Origin of the sequence: Truepera sp. (genome assembly GCA_032027045.1) — a bacterium.
Taxonomy (GTDB): Bacteria; Deinococcota; Deinococci; order Deinococcales; family Trueperaceae; genus JAAYYF01.
On record JAVSMU010000001.1, the window covers coordinates 544,820 to 562,857 of the forward strand.

Consider the following 18,038-nt stretch of genomic DNA (forward strand, 5'->3'; position numbering starts at 1 on the left):
TTCAGAGCTCTGCCAGCAGCCCTGTCAGCAACGCCAGGCGCTCGAGCGATTCCTTGAGGCGGATGTGCTCGTGCCGCGCGTGTGGGCCGCCGCCCACCGAACCGAGGCCGTCCAAGGTGGCGACGCCGAGTGCCGAGGTGAAGTTGCCGTCGGAACCGCCGCCGACGACGCCGGCGTCGAGCCGCAGGCCGAGACCGTCGAGGACGTCCAGGGCGGCGGAGTAAAGCGCCTCGTTGGCCCGCGTGAGCTCGAGTGGCGGCCGGTTCATTCCGCCGCTCACGGTGAGGCTGACGCGCGAGTCTCGGGGCGTGTAGCCGTTGATGGCGTTGGTGACGCGATCCGCCTCGCTCATCTTGAGGACCCGCACGTCCACGAACGCCTCCGCTTCTTCGGCTATCACGTTGGTGGCGAAGCCCGCCTTGGCCACCGTGACGTTCACGGTGGTGCCCGCTACCTCATCGCCCAGGTCCTCGACGAACAGGAGCATGTGCGCCAGCTCGCGCAGGGCGCTGGCGCCGTCGGACGGGTTGTTGCCGGCGTGAGCTGAGCGGCCCCGGAGCCGCAGCTCGAAGGTGCCGACGCCCTTGCGGCCGATCTTGAGCGCGCCGTCGTCGCGCCCGGGCTCCAGCACCAGCACCCGGTCGTGCCGGCCCGCTAACTCCTCGATGAGGGCGCGTGACGCATGCGAGCCGGTCTCCTCGTCACTGGTGACGAGCAGCGTGACGTCGCCTGCGAGCCGTAGGTCCAGTTCGTCGAGGAGCCCGAACGCCGTGAGGGCGGCCGTGATCCCCGCCTTCATGTCCACCGCTCCGGGTCCGAAGACCTTGTCGCCGTCGCGGTGGAAGGGCATGAACGCCAGGGTGCCGAAAGGCCAGACCGTGTCGTAGTGGCACAAGATGAGCGTGCGGTCGCCGCCGTTGCCCTCGCGCCGCGCCTCGAGGATGTCGCCCGCTTCGTCGCGGGCGTGGCGCGTGACGCTGAGGCCGCGCTCCGCCATGCGTGCCGACAGGTGCGCGGCGAACGCGTCGCACGCGGCCTTGTCGTGCGAAGGAGTCTCACGCTCCACCAGGTCTTGAAGCAGACTCAGGTAGGGCGCCTCGGCGGCGTAAGCGGCTTCCAGGATGGCTTTGAGGCTCATGGCGCGATGTTACCCGCTAGGGCGCTACGCAAAGCGGCCGAGGCTACTGGTTGCCGCAACTACTGCGAGCGTCCGCTCCCGCGTTGAGGTCGCCCGCCTCGGCGGCCCTGGCGCTCCGAGCGGCCGCCGGCGTCCTGGCGCTGCCCGCCCTGAGCCTTGCCCGACCGGCGTGACCGGGCGGAGCGAGCGTCCTTGGGCACGGCAACGGGCGGCCTCGTCAGCCGCTCCGTCCACAGCGCCTCCGCCAGTTGCCTGACGGTGGGCTCGAAGGTGGTGCGAGCGTAGCTGTACCCGAGGCGCAGGTCGCTGTCGGCCTTGAGAGGGTCGGTGTCGCGGCCAAGCAGGTAGCGCGACAGGTACACCTGCGCAAGCAGCACGTCGCGCATCCGCTGCGGCTTGACTGCGTGCAGGTCGCGTAGCGCGTCCTCGTAGGCGACCATCGCTCCCCGCGTGTCGCCGCGTTCGCTCAACGCCTTGCCGCGCTTGAAGTGCTTGGCGGCGTTGTAGAGGAGTTCGCGCATGTGGGCATTCTAACCGCGTGCCCCGGAGCCGGCGGCTGCGCCGGCAGGGGCCTGGACTATGCGGTTGCGGCCGTCGCGCTTAGCCATCCCTAGCGCGGCATCGGCGCTGGTGACGAGCGCCCGCAACGAATCGGCATGAACGTCACGGCCGGCCGTTCCCGCGATCCCCACCGACACGGCCAGGGGCCACGCGATGGGGCTCAAGTTGGCGCCGTAGAGCTGGTGCCTTACGCGCTTCAAGACCTCCACGGCTTGCTCGGGCTCCGCGTCGGGGAGGACGACCACGAACTCCTCGCCGCCCCACCTCACCGCCTGGTCGCGTGGCCTCAGGTGCTGCCGCAAGATCGCTGCCAGTGCCTTCAGCGCCTCGTCGCCTACTGCGTGGCCGTAGACGTCGTTCACGCGTTTGAAGTGATCTATGTCGAGCATCGCCACGCTGATGGGCGAGTCGTTGGCCTGTGCCTCGGCCACCAGAAGATCGGAGCGGACCTCGAGACCCCGGCGGTTGAGGAGTCCGGTGAGGGGATCGCTGAGTGCGGCCGCGGCCCACCGGTCCCGGTCGCTCAACAGGCGGATGCGCGCCGCCAGCATGGGCGTACACATGTCGAGCACGGTGGATTGGGCCGGCTTCTGCCCGAAATAGAGGCGCCCGACCTCTGCGCCCCCGGTCACCAGCGGGTAGGCGTAACCCTCGAGGCTGCCCAGCGCGGCTTTGTCGTGGACCTCGATTCCCCGCGTGCCCGGCAACCGCTCGAGGGAGTTCGTGAGGATGGAGGCGAGGGCCTCCTCGTGACTGGCGTCGGAGACCGTGTCGAGCAGTTGGGACCAGAGCCGCAACTCCGCGGTGGCGGCCTCGCGGCTTGCTCGGCTGGTAAGGAGGGCGAGGACTACGACGGCGAACTGCACGTAAGCCAGCAAGATTATGACCACCAGCACGTACGGGCTGGCCACCATGCCGACCCTGGCGAACGCTATCAGCAAAGCCGCGCTGACTGCCTGCAGCGTGGCGATGGCCACCGCCACGGGCACGAACTCCGCATGCTGGTCGTCCATTTCCAGCTGAACGCCGAGCCCGAGGCTCAGGTAAGACAGGAGCCACAGCAGCATGGCGTCCATGCCCGCTCCCGTGCTCTGGAGCCACGCGTATGAGCCCGAACCCAGCGCCCGCAGGTAGAAGGCGAGCACCACCAGCACGCGCCCCTCCGATGCTCCGCCCGTCATGGTGCCGCCGAGGAGAGGGAGTGAGGCCACGACCAGCAGTGTCTCCAGGGCGGGGAACGTCAGCGTGACCGTCGCCGGCGAATCGAGGAACAGGAGCAGGACGAGCAGTGCGATCGCGGGAACCACGGCGATCAGCAGGGAGCGGGGCATGCGCTTGCCCGGCATGAGCAGGATGGCCACGAGCCAGACGAACAGGCCGGCGTAGTAGGTGATCTCCGTCACCGCCGAGGTGCCGCTGATGCCCGTCACGCGCTCCACGGCCCACGCGACCTCTTCGAGTGCCCAGAGAACCGCTGCCGCGGTCGCGAGCCGCCAGGGCAGCGTCCGTGCCCGGCGCAGCAGCATGATGAGCGCCACCGCTACGGCCGCTAGGGCCAGCGCGGCGGCCATGAACTTCGGCCCGAACGCGGCCAGCACGAGGATGGCCGCAAGCACTGCCGCGGTGGCAGCCCCCCTTGGTTTGACCTTGTCCGCGGTTACGGACATGCGTGCCCCCCGGGTAGACCGGATTACCTGCCTTCGCGCCAGGCCTTCCTCATACCCGCCAACCCCCCGGGGTCTCTCCGGAGCATGTGGCGAGCAGTCGGGGTGCCCGCGTCAGCCAGTTGCCCGCGATTCTACCCGAGCCTTCCCGCCGGCGTGAAGGCGGCCCCGCGCGGGCTCCGCCAGTCGCGCCTTTCAGCGGTCGGCCGTCCTTGGGCGGCTAGTTGCCCTCCGATGTCGGCTGCCCCGCGCCTGTCGCCGCCGCGGCGCCGAACGGCTCGACGAGGCCTGAGGTCGCCGCCTCCGCCGCCTCGAGCGGCGCGTAGCTCAGGGCCAGCACGCCCCGGTAGGAGCGCAACGCGGCGTCGCGCTGTCCGGCGAGGTCGTAGACCTGGCCCAGGCGCGCCAGCAGGAAGCCGGGCAGGTAGTAGGGCTCCTGGAAGTCGCTGCGAAGCGCCTTTTCCAAGACCTCCAGGGCCTCGGCCGGGTGGTCGTTCTCGAGGAGGATGTTGGCCTCGTGATACAGCGCCTCTGAGCTGTTCAGCTCCCTTAGCGCACCCAAGAGTGCGGCCGGATCGTCTGCGTCGCCACGCATGGCGGTGTCGAGCAGCGCGCGCTCGCGCGCCTCCGGGCTCACCTCCTTGGCTGCGCGCAAGGGTTCGAGGTCGACGCGGCCTTCCAGCGCGCGTGTGATCTGCGGGAGCTCATCGGCCCCGGCCAGCAGCGCCACGCGCTCATAAGGCAGGGCCAGCACGCGTTCGGCGACGATCTCCGAGCGGGCCTCCAGCCAACCGGTTCCGGGACCCTCGCCGAACTCCTCGGCCCGTTGCCGCTGGTAAGCGTCGATCGCGGGGAGCAGTTCCTCGTGCACCCGCCGGAGGTCTAGGGGCCTACCGAGCAGCTCCTCGACCGGCGCCTGCGCCCGGTGCACGCGCCGCAGTCGTTCCTGACCCGCCTCGAAGCGGCCGAGATACTCGACGAACTCACTCTCGTCCTCCGCCTCGCCCGGCTCGCCCGGGCCGCCGGCAAGGCTGGCGACCTCGTGCAGCGGCACGCCTGCTCGGTTGGCCCAGGGAACCACCGAGAGTGGCAGGGCGATCTCGTCGGTCGCAAGCCATTCGGTGCCCTGAAGCGCGCCCGGGGGCAGGGTGGCCAGGGCCAGGGCCTGGGCGCCCGAGGCCCTAAGCGCGTCGCGCAAGTCGACGGCGTTGTAGCGAGGGAAGCGCGTGTGGAACGGACCCACCAGGGGCGCCGTCAACACCAGGGATGCTCGGTTCATGTCCCCATGCTACGGGTCGCGCCCCATGCATCGGCGCGGTAAGGTGGCGAAGCGGTGCGACCGAACTAGGACGGAGCCAATGTACCGAACAGAACGACAACCGGCCTGGCAACGCGATCTCACGTGGGTCAGCGCCCTGCTGTTGGCCGTGACGGTGGCAGTGGGCGCAGTGCTCTTCAGCCTCGCTCAACTCAGTGGGGTGAGGCAGGGTAAGGACATCATCCAGGGCGTCCTGGAACTGACGCTGTTACCCGCTGAGGGCGGCACCGCCGTGGGCGTCAAGACGCTCACCCAGTACCGTTCGGGCGAGTCACTGATGCTGCTGCCGGGCCTCGACGTCTATGCCGACGCCACCGAGATACCTACCTTCACGGCCGACGCCGCGGTCAACCGCGCCGCGGGCGTGCTGGCGGACAAGCTCGTCACGGGCGGGAAAGCCGCCCTGCTGGCTGCGGTGTCCAACGCCGAGCTCCGCAAGCAGCTCGAGATCGCGCTGGGTGGGCCCGTCACGGAACTGGTGACGGCCGAGGTAGGCAGGGAACTCATACCGGCCGGGCTCGACGATGGCAGCCGCCTCGCCGACTGGCCCGCGCAGATGGCGGCCAACCCCGGAGAGCCCGTACAACCCATCGTCGGGGTCTTCGTGACCTTCCCACCGCGCCAGCTTCAAGGGGCGAGCAACCGTGAGATCGGCAACGCCGTCCTCGCCGCCCTGGTGGCGAAGGTGCTGGACGGCGGTCTGCAGCAGGCAACCGCGGTCGTCACCAACGACAACCTGCGCACGCGACTGGTGCGCGGCGTGGACACCCGGGCGCGCGCGCAGCTCCATGAACTGTTCTCCGCCATCCTCAGCGGGCACGTAGGCGAGATGCAGGCGCGGCTGGACGAAGCCAAGGGCGTGCTCGAGGGCGCGGCCGACGAGAGCGCGGGCGGGCTGGGCGGCCTGTTGCCCGCCTCCAGCCTGGCCGGCCTCACCCCCCAACAGGCCGACGCCCTCGTGCTGCGGACGCTGGCAGAGCGCGCCTACGAGGGCGGTGGTGTGCTGGCGGCTCAGCAGCTCACGCGCGCCGATCAGTCGCAGCGGGTGCGCGCCGTGGCGCCGGTCCTCGACGCCTTCGGCGCCGCGGCGCACGGGCGTTACCTGGGCTTCACGTACCTGGCCGGGATCGTCGCCCTCCTGCTCGTCGTGGCGCTCGTGGCCTTCTCGCGCGGCCTGCAGCGGCTCGTCAACCCCGGCTTGGTCACGCTCCTCGCCGCCGCTCCCGGTGCTTGGCTGCTGGAGCGCGTGCGCCTCTGGTCGGACCCGAACGCGGCGCTGCCGGTCGGGGCGGCGGCCGAAGGGGTGCCCTCCACGCTGGCGGGACTGGCGGCCTACTCCCTCGCCAGGCTGCCCACCGACCTGATCGCGATTCCCCTACGCAACCACGTGGCACTGCTGCTCCTGGGTGCGTCGCTCATCGTCCTGGCGCTCGTGGCGTGGCTCCTTCGCGGCGTCAGGCCGCGTCGCCGCGGTTTCCGGTGAGGCCCCGAAGCGGCTGACTGCTTAGGGGCGCCGCCTTACGTAACGGTCCCCGGGCCTCCGCCTGACGTCGTTGCCCCCGAGCCCAGCCTCACCTGAAGGCTTCGGGCTGCAGGCCGTTCATGAAGGCGGCGATGGGCCCGTCGGACGGCGCCAGGTCGGCGACCTCGGAGTACGGCAAGGTGACGAGGAACGCCCCCTGTACGTAGGGCCCCATGGCGTAAGGATCGAACACGAACGTGATGCCCGTGGGCCCCAGGGCGAAGGTCGACAGGTCTTCGGGCGTCACGCTCACGCTCCCGTCTTCTATCCAGGCGGCCCCTTGCTTGGCCAGGTCGGCGGTTATCAGGTCCGTCACGGGTTCCACCCAGTCGACGTTCTTCGAGAACAGGTCGCCGAGGTCGAGAAGGCGCGCCCCGCCAGGCTGCAACTCGTAGAGCCGCGAGCCGTAGTAGGAGTTCGGGTGGGCGCCGCCCGTGTAGTTGGTGGTGCTCAGGAGGAAACTCACGTAGTCGCCCGCTGCACCCGCCAGGTCGACGTAAGCGTCGTTCGTCCAACCCCAGCCGAGGTTGTCCTCGTCGACGCCCTCGCGGCCCTCGGAGATGAACGTTCCGACGTTGCCGTTGGCCTCCGCCTCGAAGGCGTTGCCGACGACTTGGAGGGCTCGCGAACCGAAGCGCGGCCACGCGGCGCCGGCGTCGAGCCTGCCCTCGGTCAAACGCAGGTACGCGTACTGCGCTACCCGTGGCAACGTGGTGGCCTGCGAGTGGCCGTTCAGCGTGAGCGTCATAGTCAGGTTGGCGCCGTCGTCCTGCCAACTGGGGTTCAGGCGGGCGCTCAGGTGGCCCGTTGCGGGTACGGCCTCCTCGTCGCCGGCGCCGTTGATCAGGTAGAGGAGGGCGAAGCTGGGCGTGGAGGTGGGAACGTCCGGGTGCAGGTCGATCTCGATGCTGTCGGCGTCTTTCACCGTTCCCGACCCGGTAAGCATTACGCCTTCCTTGGCGAGCAGCACCCTCGCGTGCGCGCTGGTGGCATCGATCAGGGTCAGGTCCACGACCACGTTGTCGGTAGCCAACGCGCCCGCGTAGAGCGCGCGCCAGGGGGCGGCGTCGGCCGCGGCGGCCACCCCGAGGAGTGCGGCCACCAAGAGGGCGACGACGTGGCGCACCGACCAAGGCAGTAAGTTGTGTGCTCGTTCAATCATGCCCTCAGTGTAGCGGTGATCGGGTCGAGGTCCGGGCATGGGGCACTGCGCGCCGAGGATTGGACGCCCTGCTTCGCGGCGGACCCGGCCAGGGCCGTGGGCGGTGCTACGCTGGCGCGGATGAAGCTGACCACGGAGCGCATAACGGTCGTCGGCGCCGGGATGGCCGGCAGCGAGGCCGCCCTGGCCGCCGCGCGCCTAGGCGTGCCCGTGGACCTGATCGAGATGCGTCCCGCCAAGTCGACGCCTGCGCACCGCACGGGCGAATTCGCCGAGCTGGTGTGCTCCAACTCGTTCGGCGGTGAGGGCGAGAGCAACGCCAAGGGGCTCCTTCAGGCCGAGATGGTCGCGGCCAACGGCGTGGTGATGACGAGCGCGCACGCCAACCGCGTGCCGGCGGGCGCGGCCCTGGCCGTGGACCGTGACGCCTTCTCCGCGGCCGTGACCAAATCACTGCGTTCGGAGCCGCTCATCACCGTCCACGAGCGGGAACTGGAGCGGATGGAGGACGGCGTCGTCGTGCTCGCGACCGGGCCGCTGACCTCGGACGCGCTGGCCGCCGACCTGGAACGGCGCCTTGGCCAGGGCTTCCTCGGCTTCTACGACGCGGCCGCGCCCGTCGTGGCGTACGACTCGATCGACATGAACGTCGCCTTCCGCAAGGGCCGTTACGGTCAGGCCGCCGACTACATCAACCTCCCCTTCACGGTGGAGGAGTACGACGCCTTCTACGCCGCTCTGGAGGGGGCCCGGTCGCACACGCCACACGATTGGGAGAAGCTCGAGTTCTTCGAGGGCTGCATGCCCATCGAGGAACTGGCCCGCCGGGGCCGCGATACGTTGCGCTTCGGCCCCATGAAGCCCGTAGGACTCGAGCACCCGGAAACGGGCGAGCGCTTCCACGCCGTGGCGCAACTGCGCCAGGAGGACCAGGACGGCCGCATGTGGTCGCTGGTCGGGTTCCAGACGGGGCTCAAGTGGGGCGATCAGAAGGCCCTGGTTCAGCTCATGCCGGGCCTGCGGGAGGCCGAGGTCGTGCGCTACGGCGTCATGCACCGCAACACCTACCTCAACGCGCCACGCTTGCTGGCGCCCGGCCTGGCCCTCAGGGAGCGGCCGAACGTGTTCGTCGCGGGCGTGCTTGCCGGCACCGAGGGCTACCTGGAATCGTCGGCAACGGGTTGGCTGGCGGGCACCAACGCCGCGCGCAGCGTGCTCGGCATGGAGGGCGTCGTGCCCCCGGAGGAGAGCATGCTGGGCGGCCTCGTCCGCTACCTCTCGAGCGCCAACCCCGACGGCTTCCAGCCCATGAACGCCAACTGGGGCCTGGTGCCGCAGTTGCCCAAGGCCAGGGGTCAGGGTAAGCGCGAGCGCCGGGAGGCCATGTACCGCCGCGGGCTCGCGGCGTTCGGCGCCTGGCTGGCCGAGGTGAACCTAGGGGTGGCCGAGACGGCCTGAACCGACCGCGAGCGCGAGGGGGCGACCTGCCGTGCGCTCGGCCCGTTGCGCTCCCTCCGCCGCGCTCGGTCATACAATGCCGCATGTTCGCCGTCGACCTGCGTTCCGATACCGTGACCGTCCCTACCGCCGAGATGCGTGAAGCCATGGCTCGCGCCGAGGTGGGCGATGACGTTTACGCCGAGGACCCCACCGTCAACCGCTTGCAAGACTTGGCCGCCGAGATGATCGGGTTCGAGGGCGCACTGTTCGTGCCCTCGGGCACCATGAGTAACCAGATCGCGCTGGCCGTTCACGTCAGGCGTGGCTCCGAGGTGATCGTCCCGATGGGGGCGCACGTCTACGAGTACGAGCCGGGAGCCATGGCCGTCATCTCGGGCGCCCTGCCCCGCCTGGTGGAGGCGCCACGAGGCGCCCCGACTCCTGGGGGCGTGCGGGCCGCCATCAGGCGCAGCGGGCACCAGGCGCCCACGGGCCTCGTCGTGCTCGAGAACACCCACAATCTGGCGGGCGGCGCAGTGGTGCCGCTGGCAACGGTGGCCGCGATCCAGGCGGTGGCCGCGGAGGAGGGCCTGCCCACCCATCTCGACGGCGCCAGGGCCTTCAACGCGGCCGCGGCGCTGGGCGTCACCATCGCGGACGTAACACGCGGTTTCGACAGCGTATCGATCTGTCTATCTAAAGGCCTAGGGGCTCCCGTGGGTAGCCTCCTGCTCGGCAGTAACGCGTTCCTGCAGGAGGCACATCGTTACCGCAAGTTGCTCGGCGGGGGCATGCGCCAGGCCGGCGTACTGGCCGCGGCCGGCATGATCGCCCTGACGCGGATGCCGCAGCTACTGCCGGCAGATCATGCCCGGGCGCGGCGCCTGGCGGAAGCGCTGGCCACCACACCCGGCATCGGCATCGACATGGGCTCGGTGCAGACGAACATGGTCTATGCCACCGTGGCCGACTCGGCCGCCTTGGTAAAGCGCTGCGCGGCTCGCGGCGTTGGCGTTGGCGCCATGGGACCGACCACGGTGCGGTTGGTGACGCACCACCAAGTGAACGACGCCGACCTGGAACTCGCCACCCAGGTCGTTACCGAGGAGGCCCGCGCCCTGGCCGCCGCGGCGTGACACGGGCGCTGGAGCAGCGGTCGGCCTGGATCATCGCTCACCCCGTGGGCCACTCCCTGAGCCCGGTGATGCACAACGCCGCGTTCGCCGCCACCGGTTTCGCGGCGCGTTACGCAGCGCTCGACGTGGCGCCGGCCGCCCTGACCCAGGTCTTCGGGCGGCTGCGCGGCGCCGACGCCCTGGGGGCCAACGTGTCGCTGCCGCACAAGCAGGCGGCGGCCCGGCTGGTAGACGAGCTCGCGCCCGAGGCCGCCGCGCTGGGAGCGGTCAACACGGTCGTTAACCAGGCCGGGGTGCTGCTGGGTAGCAACACCGACGTTGGGGGGTTCCTGGACGGCCTGCTCGAACTGGCGCCCGAGCTGGGGCCCGGCGGTTTCACCGCGCTCGTCCTGGGCGCCGGGGGCGCCGCGCGCGCCGTGGTCTGGGGCCTCGTCGGCCTGGGGGCCGAGGTCGTGATCGTCAACAGGGACGCCGTCCGCGCCGGGGAGCTGGTGAGCCGGCTCGAGACCGCCGGGCTCAGACGGGGGCGGGCGCTCGCGGCAACCGCAGACAAGATCGAACCCGGGGCCTTCGACCTCGTCGTCAACACCACCACGGTCGGCATGGCGGGCGGGCCGGCCGCTACAGCGCTCCCGCTTCTCGAGCGGTCCCAGTTGGAGCGCCTGCGCGGGGGCGCCGTGGTCTCGGACCTGGTGTACCGCCCTGCCGTCACGCCGCTGCTCGCGGCCGCCGCCGAGGTCGGCCTCAGGCGCCAGAACGGCGTGGCCATGCTCGTGGGCCAGGGGGCGCGCTCGTTCGAGGCCTGGACCGGGCTGCCCGCCCCCGTGGCCGTCATGCGCGCGGCCGTAGAGGAGGCGCTGGCCGGTTGAGCCACTTGGTACGATCGACGCCGTGCGTATAGCGGTTCTAGCAGACGTTCATGGCAACCTTCCCGCCCTCGAGGCGGTGCTGGACGACATTGAGCGCCAGGACGTGGACCGGATCATCGTCAACGGAGACTCCGTCAACCGGGGAGCGCAGAGCGTGGAAGTCTCGCGCCTGCTGGCCCAACTGCCACACGAGGCCACGCTAGGTAACCACGACGACCTGATGGTCATGGTGCACGAACGGCACAAGGACCTCTCCGATAGCCTCGACGATCCCTTCTGGGCGGGCAACGTCGTGACCTCGAACCTGCTCGCGGACGCCGGTTTCCTGGGCGGCATCCGCGAGTTGCCCATGACCTTGCGGATCGAGGAGCCCGGCGCTCCTTCCATGCTGGTCTCTCACGGCAGCCCGCGCCATTACCGAGAGGGGTACGGACCGTCCCTCACGCCCGAGGTCATCTCGGAGATCGTCGAGGATTACCCGGCCGACGTTCTCGTAGGCTCTCACACGCATAGGCCGCACCTGCAGCGCTGGGCGCGCTACACGGTCCTCAACACGGGTTCCGTGGGGGCGCCGTTCAACGGCGACCCCCGCGCGCAGTACCTCATCCTCAGCCTGCGCGGTGGCACCTGGCTGGCCGATTTCCGGCGCGTGCCCTACGACCTCAGCGAGGCCGTTGCGGCCTACGACGCCTCCGGCCTGCTGGACCGGGGCGGCCTGTCGACGCACATCTTCCGCGCCGAGCTGGCGCACGCGCGCTCGTACATCGTGCCCTTCCTGATGCGTTGCGAGGAGGGCCGGCTGACGCGCGACTGGAAGGGTTGGGAGGAGTACAAGGTCTTGCGGGCGGAGCGCTTCGAACTCCCGACGATGGAGGGGGCGATCCGGTCGTCGCCCGAGCCGTGACCTCGGCGCGCAAGGGCGGAGGGCGGTGGCGCGACCTCGGGGCCATGCTTGGGGCCATGGCGGGCCGGTGCCCGAACTGCGGCGCCCCTGGGGCATTCTCGAGTCCGTGGGGCCTCAAGGCCACTTGCGACTCCTGCGGCGTGAGGTTCGAGCGGGAGCCCGGGGCGTGGCTGGGCGCCTGGGTGTTGACGTACGCCGCCGCCACGCTGGCCCTGGTCGTCCTCGCGCTGGTGTTGATCCTCAACTTCGGGCTCTTCGCCGGGCTCGAGTGGTTGCTGGTGGTTGCCGGCGCGCTCTTGGTCGTCGCGTTATACCGGCCGGTGAAGGGCTGGTGGCTCTGGTGGCTGTGGGCCGCCGGATTCGTGACCCGTGACGGTGAGACCGACTAGTCTATATATGCGCCTGAGGGTGTTATCGAGCGGGTGAAGTGGCCACCGTGCGGGGCCGGTTCGCCTTGAGGACCAGCAACACGGTAACGAGGACGAAGGCGACGAAGGACATCGTGGGTATCGTGATGAACCCCAGCCATTCGATGTACTTGACGTTGCAAGGCACCCCGCTCGAGCACACGCCCGCGCCGAAGCCGGGGATGCGTTCCACCAGGATGTGATAGCCGCTCACGAGCACGCCGAGAACGCTAAGAGGCAGCGCGTACTTGAGGACGCCGCGGTCCTGCTTGAACGTGGCCACGCCTAACAGCAAGACCAGCGGGTACATGAGGATGCGCTGGTACCAGCAGAGCGTGCACGGCGGGAAGTGCCTGATCTCCGAGAAGTAGAGCGAGCCCAGGGTGGCCACGATGGCCACCACCCAGGCGGGATAGAGGAGGCCCGGGCGGCCGGTCCTCATCGCGAGGCGGCCTCAACGGCGCTGCGGATATTGGCGAGGGAGGGGTTGGCGAGAAGGACTCCGTCGATCAGCACGGAGGGCGTTCCGGTCACGTTGGCCTCGCGTGCGATGGCCTCGTCGGTGCGCACGGCGTCGGCCGTGGCACTCGTCGAGACGCACGTGCGCAGCTGCGCGGCGTCGAGCTCGGGGGCGTACTCGACGGCAAGGTCGAGGGCCCTGCTCGTGTCACGCGCGACCTGGCTCTGAGCCCGCATCCAGATGGGCTCGAGCTTGAAGAAGGCGTCGTTGCTCTGCTGGTAGACGCACTCGCCGAGCACGGCCAGGTAGCGCGAGCGCACCGCCGGGTCGATGACCGGGAAGTTGAGGTAGTAAAGCGACGCCTTGCCCGTGTCGACGAACTCCCTCACGATCGTCGGCGCCTCGTTCTCGCTGAAGTCGGCGCAGTGGGGGCAGAGGAAGTCGAGGAACACGGCGATCTTCACGGGTGCGTCCGGATCGCCAAGGCGCGGCTGGGCCGAGTAGTCGATGGTCGCCACGGCCGCGGGCTGCTTGCTCGAGGTGAGCCGCGGCACGATGACGGCCGCGAGGACCACCAGCACCGCGATGATTATGGTCAGCAACGTCAGGCGTTGAGAGTTCATACCGCGCAGTGTAACTAACGCCGCAGGACATCTGGGCGGCGTATGAGCGGGCTAGCATGGGGCATGTCCGAGTTCGTTCCGCCCGCCACTTACCGCGCGCTGCGCGTGTTCGCCGAAGGCGACTCAGTGCGCCGTGAGGTAGTCGACGTGCCGTGGGATTCGCTCCCTGACCACGACGTCACCGTCCGCGTCAGCCACTCGAGCCTCAACTACAAGGACGCCCTGTCTGCCACGGGGAACCGCGGCGTGAGCCGCAACTACCCACACACACCGGGGATAGACGCCGCAGGCACGGTGGTCGCTTCGCGAGATCCGCGCTTCGCTCCCGGAGACGAGGTTCTGTGCACGGGCTACGACCTGGGGATGGACACGCCCGGGGGGCTTGCCGAGTACGTGAGGACGCCAGGGGACTGGCTCGTCAAGCGGCCCGCGGGCCTGGCCGCTCGTGACGCGATGGCCCTCGGCACCGCCGGGTTCACCGCGGCGTTGGCCGTGGACCGGATGAAGCAGGCGGGGGCCACGCCCGAGCTCGGGCCGGCAGTGGTCACGGGGGCCTCGGGCGGCGTGGGCACCATGGCGGTGGCGCTTCTCGCCGACGCGGGCTACGAGGTCGTGGCCAGCACGGGCAAGCCGGGGGCCGCGGGCCTTCTCGAGCTGCTGGGGGCCGCGTCCATTGCCGCTCGCGAGGAACTGAGCGCCAGGAGCGAGCGGCCCCTACTGAAGGCGCGGTACGCCGGTGGCATAGACACCGTGGGGGGCGACACGTTGGCGGGGCTCATCAAGAGCACCGCCATCGGCGGCGCGGTCGCGGCGTGCGGCCTCGTAGGCGGCGCCGAGCTGTCGCTCACCGTCCTCCCGTTCATCCTGCGGGGGGTGGCGCTGATGGGCGTCGACTCCCAGCACGCCCCGGCAGCGGTGCGCACCGCCATCTGGGACCGTCTCGCCGGTGACGCGCGCCTGAGGTCGCTGCTGGCGCATGGCGAGCTGGTGCGCGTCGTGGGCCTCGAGGAGCTCGAGCCGCGCATCCTCGACACGCTTGCCGGCCTTGCCGTGGGGCGCGTGGTCGTAAAGCTGTAACCGCTAGACGAGAGCCCGAAGCTTTCGCTGCTAGACTCGAATGGCAACAGTGAGCCACGGCACCCTCGTCGTCCGGACCGGGGTGACGGCGCCGGGCGAGGATCCACCCGCGCCGACCGCTCGACTCGAAAGGAGCTTCACCAAATGGCCTTCAAACTGCCCGATCTACCCTACGCCACCAACGCTCTGGAGCCGCACATCGACGCGCGCACCATGGAGATCCACCACGACAAGCACCACGCGGCGTACACCAACAACCTCAACGCGGCGATCGAGAAGCACCCCGAGCTGGCGAACAAGAGCGCGGAGGAACTCGTTTCCAACGTCGCCGGTCTGCCGGAGGACATCCGCACCGCCGTCCAGAACAACGGCGGCGGCTACCTCAACCACAACCTCTTCTGGGAGATCATGGGCCCGAAGGGCGGCGGCGTACCCTCCGGTGCGCTCGCGGCGGCCATCGACAAGGCCTTCGGCTCCTTCGCAGCCTTCCAGGAGAAGTTCGCCGCCGCGGCAGCCAGCCGCTTCGGTTCCGGCTGGGCCTGGCTCGTCGTGACCGGCAGTGGCGGCCTCAAGGTCTACTCGACGGCCAACCAGGACTCCCCGCTCATGCAGGGCGACAAGCCCGTGCTTGGGCTCGACGTCTGGGAGCACGCCTACTACCTGCACTACCAGAACCGCCGCCCAGACTACGTGAAGGCCTTCTGGAACGTCGTCGACTGGCACGCGGTGGCCGCCAAGTTCGACGCGGCGAGCTAGTAAGGTAGACGACTGCACGCCAGCTAGGTCGGTTGCCGGCACCCATAGCGTGATTTGCTGCCCGGCTGCTGCCTAGAACCCGTAGGTCTTTCGCCCGGGACGGAGCCCTCCGTCCCGGGCGTAACCGTAGCCTGCGGCATGCGCGCCATCCACCGTGACCGCCTCACGCAGGTGTTGCTCCTGGGCTGCCTCGGCCTGGTGGCGCTCGTTGCCGCGGAGGCGTGCGCGCGGCCCGTGGCGCCCCTGCTGGTCCAGCCTGCAATCAGGATGTCGGTCGAGGGCGAGGTCGCCCGGCCCGGGGCGTACGAGGTCGACTTCGGGGCGCGGGTCGCCGACTTGGTCGACCTCGCCGGCGGGTTCTCGCCGGCGGCGGCCCGCGCGCTGGTGCCGCTCGCGGCGCCGTTGACCGATGGGCAGGTCGTGGTGGTGCCCGGGGTAGGCGGCGCGGGCAACGCGCCCCGGGTTTCGCTCAACGCCGCAACCCTTGGAGAGTTGGAGTCGCTACCCGGCGTTGGCCCCGCCACCGCCCGCCGCATAGTCGAGCACAGGCCCTACTCGCGCGTGAACGATCTGTTGCGCGTGCCGGGTATCGGCCCGAAGAAGCTGGAGATGCTCCGCCACGCGGTCACCCTGTGAGATCGCCGGGTGGTGGCCGCTCGCGGCCGGGCACCTTCGTGCCGTGGTCGCTGCCGCTCGCTGCCGGCACCGTTCTCGGCGCGCTGGGGGCCGCGGTGGCGGGCGCAGGGCCCACGCTCATCGGCTCCGTGCTTCTCGCCGTAGGCGGCGCGCTCCTCTGGTGGCGGCTCGGCTGGCGCTGGCCGCACGTCGCGAGCGGCGGCGCGGCGGCCATGATCGCCTTCGCTCCGGTGCTGCTGCTCTCCTTCGCTCTCGGCGCGGCGCGCATGCAGGCGTGGCGTTCGGGCCCATCGGAGCAGGCGCGGGCCGCGGTAAGCGCCGAGTGGAGCGGGGCCGAGCGGGAGTGGCGCGGCAGGTCGGACGGCGACTACCTGTACGCCACGCAACCCGCGCGGGCCAAGCTGGCACTCGTCATGCCGGCGGGCGCCGCGGCGCCGGTGGGTGACGTGGTGGTGACGGGCACCGCCGAACCGGCGCCGGGAAAGCGCAACCCGGGCGGCTTCGACTACGCCGGTCACCTGGCGCGGCGCGGGGCGGCGGGCCAACTCTTCGCGCGAAGCGTGGTGCTTGTCCGGCCCGCTACCCGTGTGAGCGACTTGCTGGCCAGGGGCGTGACCGCCGGCCTCCCGGCCGAAGCGGGCGCCCTCATGCTCGCCATGACCCTGGGGCGGCGTGACGACCTCGCCGCGCTGCGAGAATCGTTCGGGGCGGCCGGCATGTCGCACCTGTTGGCGCTCTCGGGGCTCCACGTCGGGGTACTCCTTCTCGCCCTCGGGGGCGCCCTCAGGCGACTGCCCCGCGGGCGCGTTCCGCTGGTCGCCGGTGGGGCGCTGGCGTTCGTCATGCTCGTGGGGCCCAGCCCGAGCGTCGTGCGCGCTACCACCATGGCCCTCGCGGTGCTATTGACCTCCGCCTTGGGCTCGGGCCGTGCCGGTGTCTGGGCCGCCCTCGGCCTGGCGGCACTCATCGGCACGCTCATGGCCCCGCAGATGGTCCTCGACCTGGGTTTCCAGCTTTCCTACTTGGCGGTGGTGGGCATGCTGCTCTTCGTGCCGCCGTGGACCGCCCGGCTCGGTAGCCTGGTCTCGCCCCTGCCTGCCGGAGTCACGGGTTTAAGACGGGTTGTTCTCGCTGTCAGGACGGCCGCGGTCTTGGGTGCGCTCGCCAGCGCGGCTGCTCAGTTGCCCACGCTCTCCCTCGTCGCCGGCACGTTCCTGGCGGTCCCACTGGCCTCCCCACTCGTGAACGTGGCGGCGGTGCCGCTGGCCGGGCTGCTGGTGCCCTTCGGGTTCGCTGCCGGGCTGGCGGGGCTCGTCGCCGAGCCGCTGGCGTGGCTCCTCAACCAGGTCGTCGGGCCGCTGGCAGGCTGCCTCATCTGGTTGGCGCGAGTCGGTGCGCGCTTGCCCAGCCTGCCCTGGGGGGAGGTGGCCGGCGTCGGACACGTTGCGTGGGCGGGGTTGACCGCGGCCCTTGCCGCCTGGGCCCGGGGGCGGTTGAGGCTCGCCCAGGTGCTCGCCGTTGCGCTCGTGCTTGGAGGCGTCACGAGCGCCGTCCCTGCGCCGACGCCACCGCCCGACATCTGGTTCCTGGACGTCGGCCAGGGCGACGCCGCCCTGGTGCGCCTCGGGCCCGGCACCGCCGTGCTCGTCGACGGCGGAGGTTCGCCCTTCTCCGACTTCGACGTGGGCAAGCGGATCGTCGTTCCCGCCCTGCGCGCCCTCGGCGTCAGGCAGCTGAGTGCCGTGATCGCCACCCACGCCGACGCCGACCACGTCGAGGGGCTCGTTCCCGTCCTCGAGAACTTCCGCGTTGGGCTGCTCGTCACAGGACCGCCGCAGCCCGGCAACCTACTCGACGAGCGCCTCAGGTCCGTGGCTGCGCAGCGTGGGGTGAGGGTTCACGAGGCCCGCCGGGGTGAGCGCCTGAGCCTGGGCGGTGCCGTGCTCGAGCTGTTGAACCCACCCGCCGACACGTCGGGCTTGAGCCCGAACGACGCCTCGGTGGCCTTCGTGCTGCGGCTGGCGGGTGTGCCCAGGGCCCTGTTCCTCGGGGACCTGGGGGTGGGCGTAGAACCCGACCTCGCCGTTCCTCCGCTGGACGTGCTCATGGTCGGCCACCACGGTTCTCGGCACAGCACCAGCGAGGGCCTCCTGAAGGCCGCGAGCCCCGGCCTGGCCGTCATCTCCGTCGGGCGCAACGGTTACGGCCACCCAACCGCCGAGGTCCTCGAGCGCTTGGCCGCTCATGGGGTGGAGGTCATGACGACGCGCGAGCACGGCGCCATCAGGGTCGACCTCTCCGGGGAGCCCAGCTGGACGCCGAGCGTAGTGCCGGCAGCACCGCCTTGACGAATGGGGGCGCACTC

17 protein-coding genes are annotated in these 18,038 nt (G+C 70.5%); 10 read left to right on the forward strand and 7 right to left on the reverse strand.

The features are described 5' to 3' along the window. Position 1: 1 nt before the first annotated feature. From ROY82_02405 to ROY82_02420, 4 genes are all read right to left on the reverse strand, one after another. Complete coding sequence (locus tag ROY82_02405; GenBank protein MDT3681320.1) at positions 2-1,138, reverse strand: M20 family metallopeptidase; 1,137 nt, start codon at positions 1,136-1,138, stop codon at positions 2-4. A 59-nt stretch (positions 1,139-1,197) separates the two neighbouring features. Then, on the reverse strand, positions 1,198-1,659 hold the full coding sequence (locus ROY82_02410) for a hypothetical protein (protein ID MDT3681321.1): 462 nt from the start codon (positions 1,657-1,659) through the stop codon (positions 1,198-1,200). Between the two features lie 9 nt (positions 1,660-1,668). Next, entirely contained in the window at positions 1,669-3,366 is a 1,698-nt protein-coding gene (locus tag ROY82_02415; GenBank protein ID MDT3681322.1) for a GGDEF domain-containing protein, read from the reverse strand. A 217-nt stretch (positions 3,367-3,583) separates the two neighbouring features. After that, complete coding sequence (locus ROY82_02420) at positions 3,584-4,642, reverse strand: hypothetical protein (protein MDT3681323.1); 1,059 nt, start codon at positions 4,640-4,642, stop codon at positions 3,584-3,586. Between the two features lie 79 nt (positions 4,643-4,721). Here ROY82_02420 and ROY82_02425 point away from each other — a divergent pair, with 79 nt between their 5' ends. Continuing rightward, entirely contained in the window at positions 4,722-6,164 is a 1,443-nt protein-coding gene (locus ROY82_02425; protein MDT3681324.1) for a hypothetical protein, read from the forward strand. 88 nt (positions 6,165-6,252) lie between these two features. Here ROY82_02425 and ROY82_02430 read toward each other — a convergent pair whose 3' ends face one another. Then, positions 6,253-7,365, reverse strand: a complete 1,113-nt coding sequence (locus ROY82_02430) for an RsiV family protein (GenBank protein MDT3681325.1) — start codon at positions 7,363-7,365, stop codon at positions 6,253-6,255. Between the two features lie 96 nt (positions 7,366-7,461). On the opposite strand from ROY82_02430, the gene trmFO reads away from it, so the two are divergent. From trmFO to ROY82_02455, 5 genes are all read left to right on the forward strand, one after another. After that, positions 7,462-8,823 carry a methylenetetrahydrofolate--tRNA-(uracil(54)-C(5))-methyltransferase (FADH(2)-oxidizing) TrmFO gene (gene trmFO / locus ROY82_02435; GenBank protein ID MDT3681326.1) on the forward strand — a complete coding sequence of 454 codons (1,362 nt, stop codon included), beginning with the start codon at positions 7,462-7,464 and terminating at the stop codon, positions 8,821-8,823. A gap of 83 nt (positions 8,824-8,906) precedes the next feature. Beyond that, entirely contained in the window at positions 8,907-9,941 is a 1,035-nt protein-coding gene (locus tag ROY82_02440) for a GntG family PLP-dependent aldolase (protein MDT3681327.1), read from the forward strand. Next, a complete protein-coding gene (aroE, locus tag ROY82_02445) occupies positions 9,938-10,810 on the forward strand; it encodes a shikimate dehydrogenase (protein ID MDT3681328.1) in 873 nt (290 codons plus the stop codon). The genes ROY82_02440 and aroE overlap by 4 nt, the downstream gene beginning before the upstream one ends. Positions 10,811-10,832: 22 nt before the next feature. Further along, on the forward strand, positions 10,833-11,714 hold the full coding sequence (locus ROY82_02450) for a metallophosphoesterase (GenBank protein MDT3681329.1): 882 nt from the start codon (positions 10,833-10,835) through the stop codon (positions 11,712-11,714). Between the two features lie 56 nt (positions 11,715-11,770). Beyond that, a complete protein-coding gene (locus ROY82_02455) occupies positions 11,771-12,103 on the forward strand; it encodes a DUF983 domain-containing protein (GenBank protein MDT3681330.1) in 333 nt (110 codons plus the stop codon). Between the two features lie 22 nt (positions 12,104-12,125). Here the strand turns inward: ROY82_02455 and ROY82_02460 are convergent, their stop codons facing one another. Further along, the gene (locus ROY82_02460) at positions 12,126-12,563 is read right to left on the reverse strand and encodes a disulfide oxidoreductase (protein MDT3681331.1); all 438 of its coding nucleotides are present in this window, start codon (positions 12,561-12,563) and stop codon (positions 12,126-12,128) included. Further along, positions 12,560-13,204, reverse strand: a complete 645-nt coding sequence (locus ROY82_02465) for a thioredoxin domain-containing protein (GenBank protein ID MDT3681332.1) — start codon at positions 13,202-13,204, stop codon at positions 12,560-12,562. Before ROY82_02465 ends, ROY82_02460 begins: the two co-directional genes overlap by 4 nt. Positions 13,205-13,267: 63 nt before the next feature. Here ROY82_02465 and ROY82_02470 point away from each other — a divergent pair, with 63 nt between their 5' ends. The 4 genes from ROY82_02470 to ROY82_02485 all read left to right on the forward strand — a co-directional run bounded on the left by ROY82_02470 (position 13,268) and on the right by ROY82_02485 (position 18,021). Then, a complete protein-coding gene (locus ROY82_02470) occupies positions 13,268-14,281 on the forward strand; it encodes a YhdH/YhfP family quinone oxidoreductase (protein ID MDT3681333.1) in 1,014 nt (337 codons plus the stop codon). A gap of 144 nt (positions 14,282-14,425) precedes the next feature. Further along, on the forward strand, positions 14,426-15,037 hold the full coding sequence (locus ROY82_02475) for a superoxide dismutase (GenBank protein MDT3681334.1): 612 nt from the start codon (positions 14,426-14,428) through the stop codon (positions 15,035-15,037). Between the two features lie 138 nt (positions 15,038-15,175). Next, positions 15,176-15,673, forward strand: a complete 498-nt coding sequence (locus ROY82_02480; GenBank protein ID MDT3681335.1) for a ComEA family DNA-binding protein — start codon at positions 15,176-15,178, stop codon at positions 15,671-15,673. Next, complete coding sequence (locus ROY82_02485; protein ID MDT3681336.1) at positions 15,670-18,021, forward strand: ComEC/Rec2 family competence protein; 2,352 nt, start codon at positions 15,670-15,672, stop codon at positions 18,019-18,021. Before ROY82_02480 ends, ROY82_02485 begins: the two co-directional genes overlap by 4 nt. The last annotated feature ends 17 nt before the right edge of the window (positions 18,022-18,038 follow it).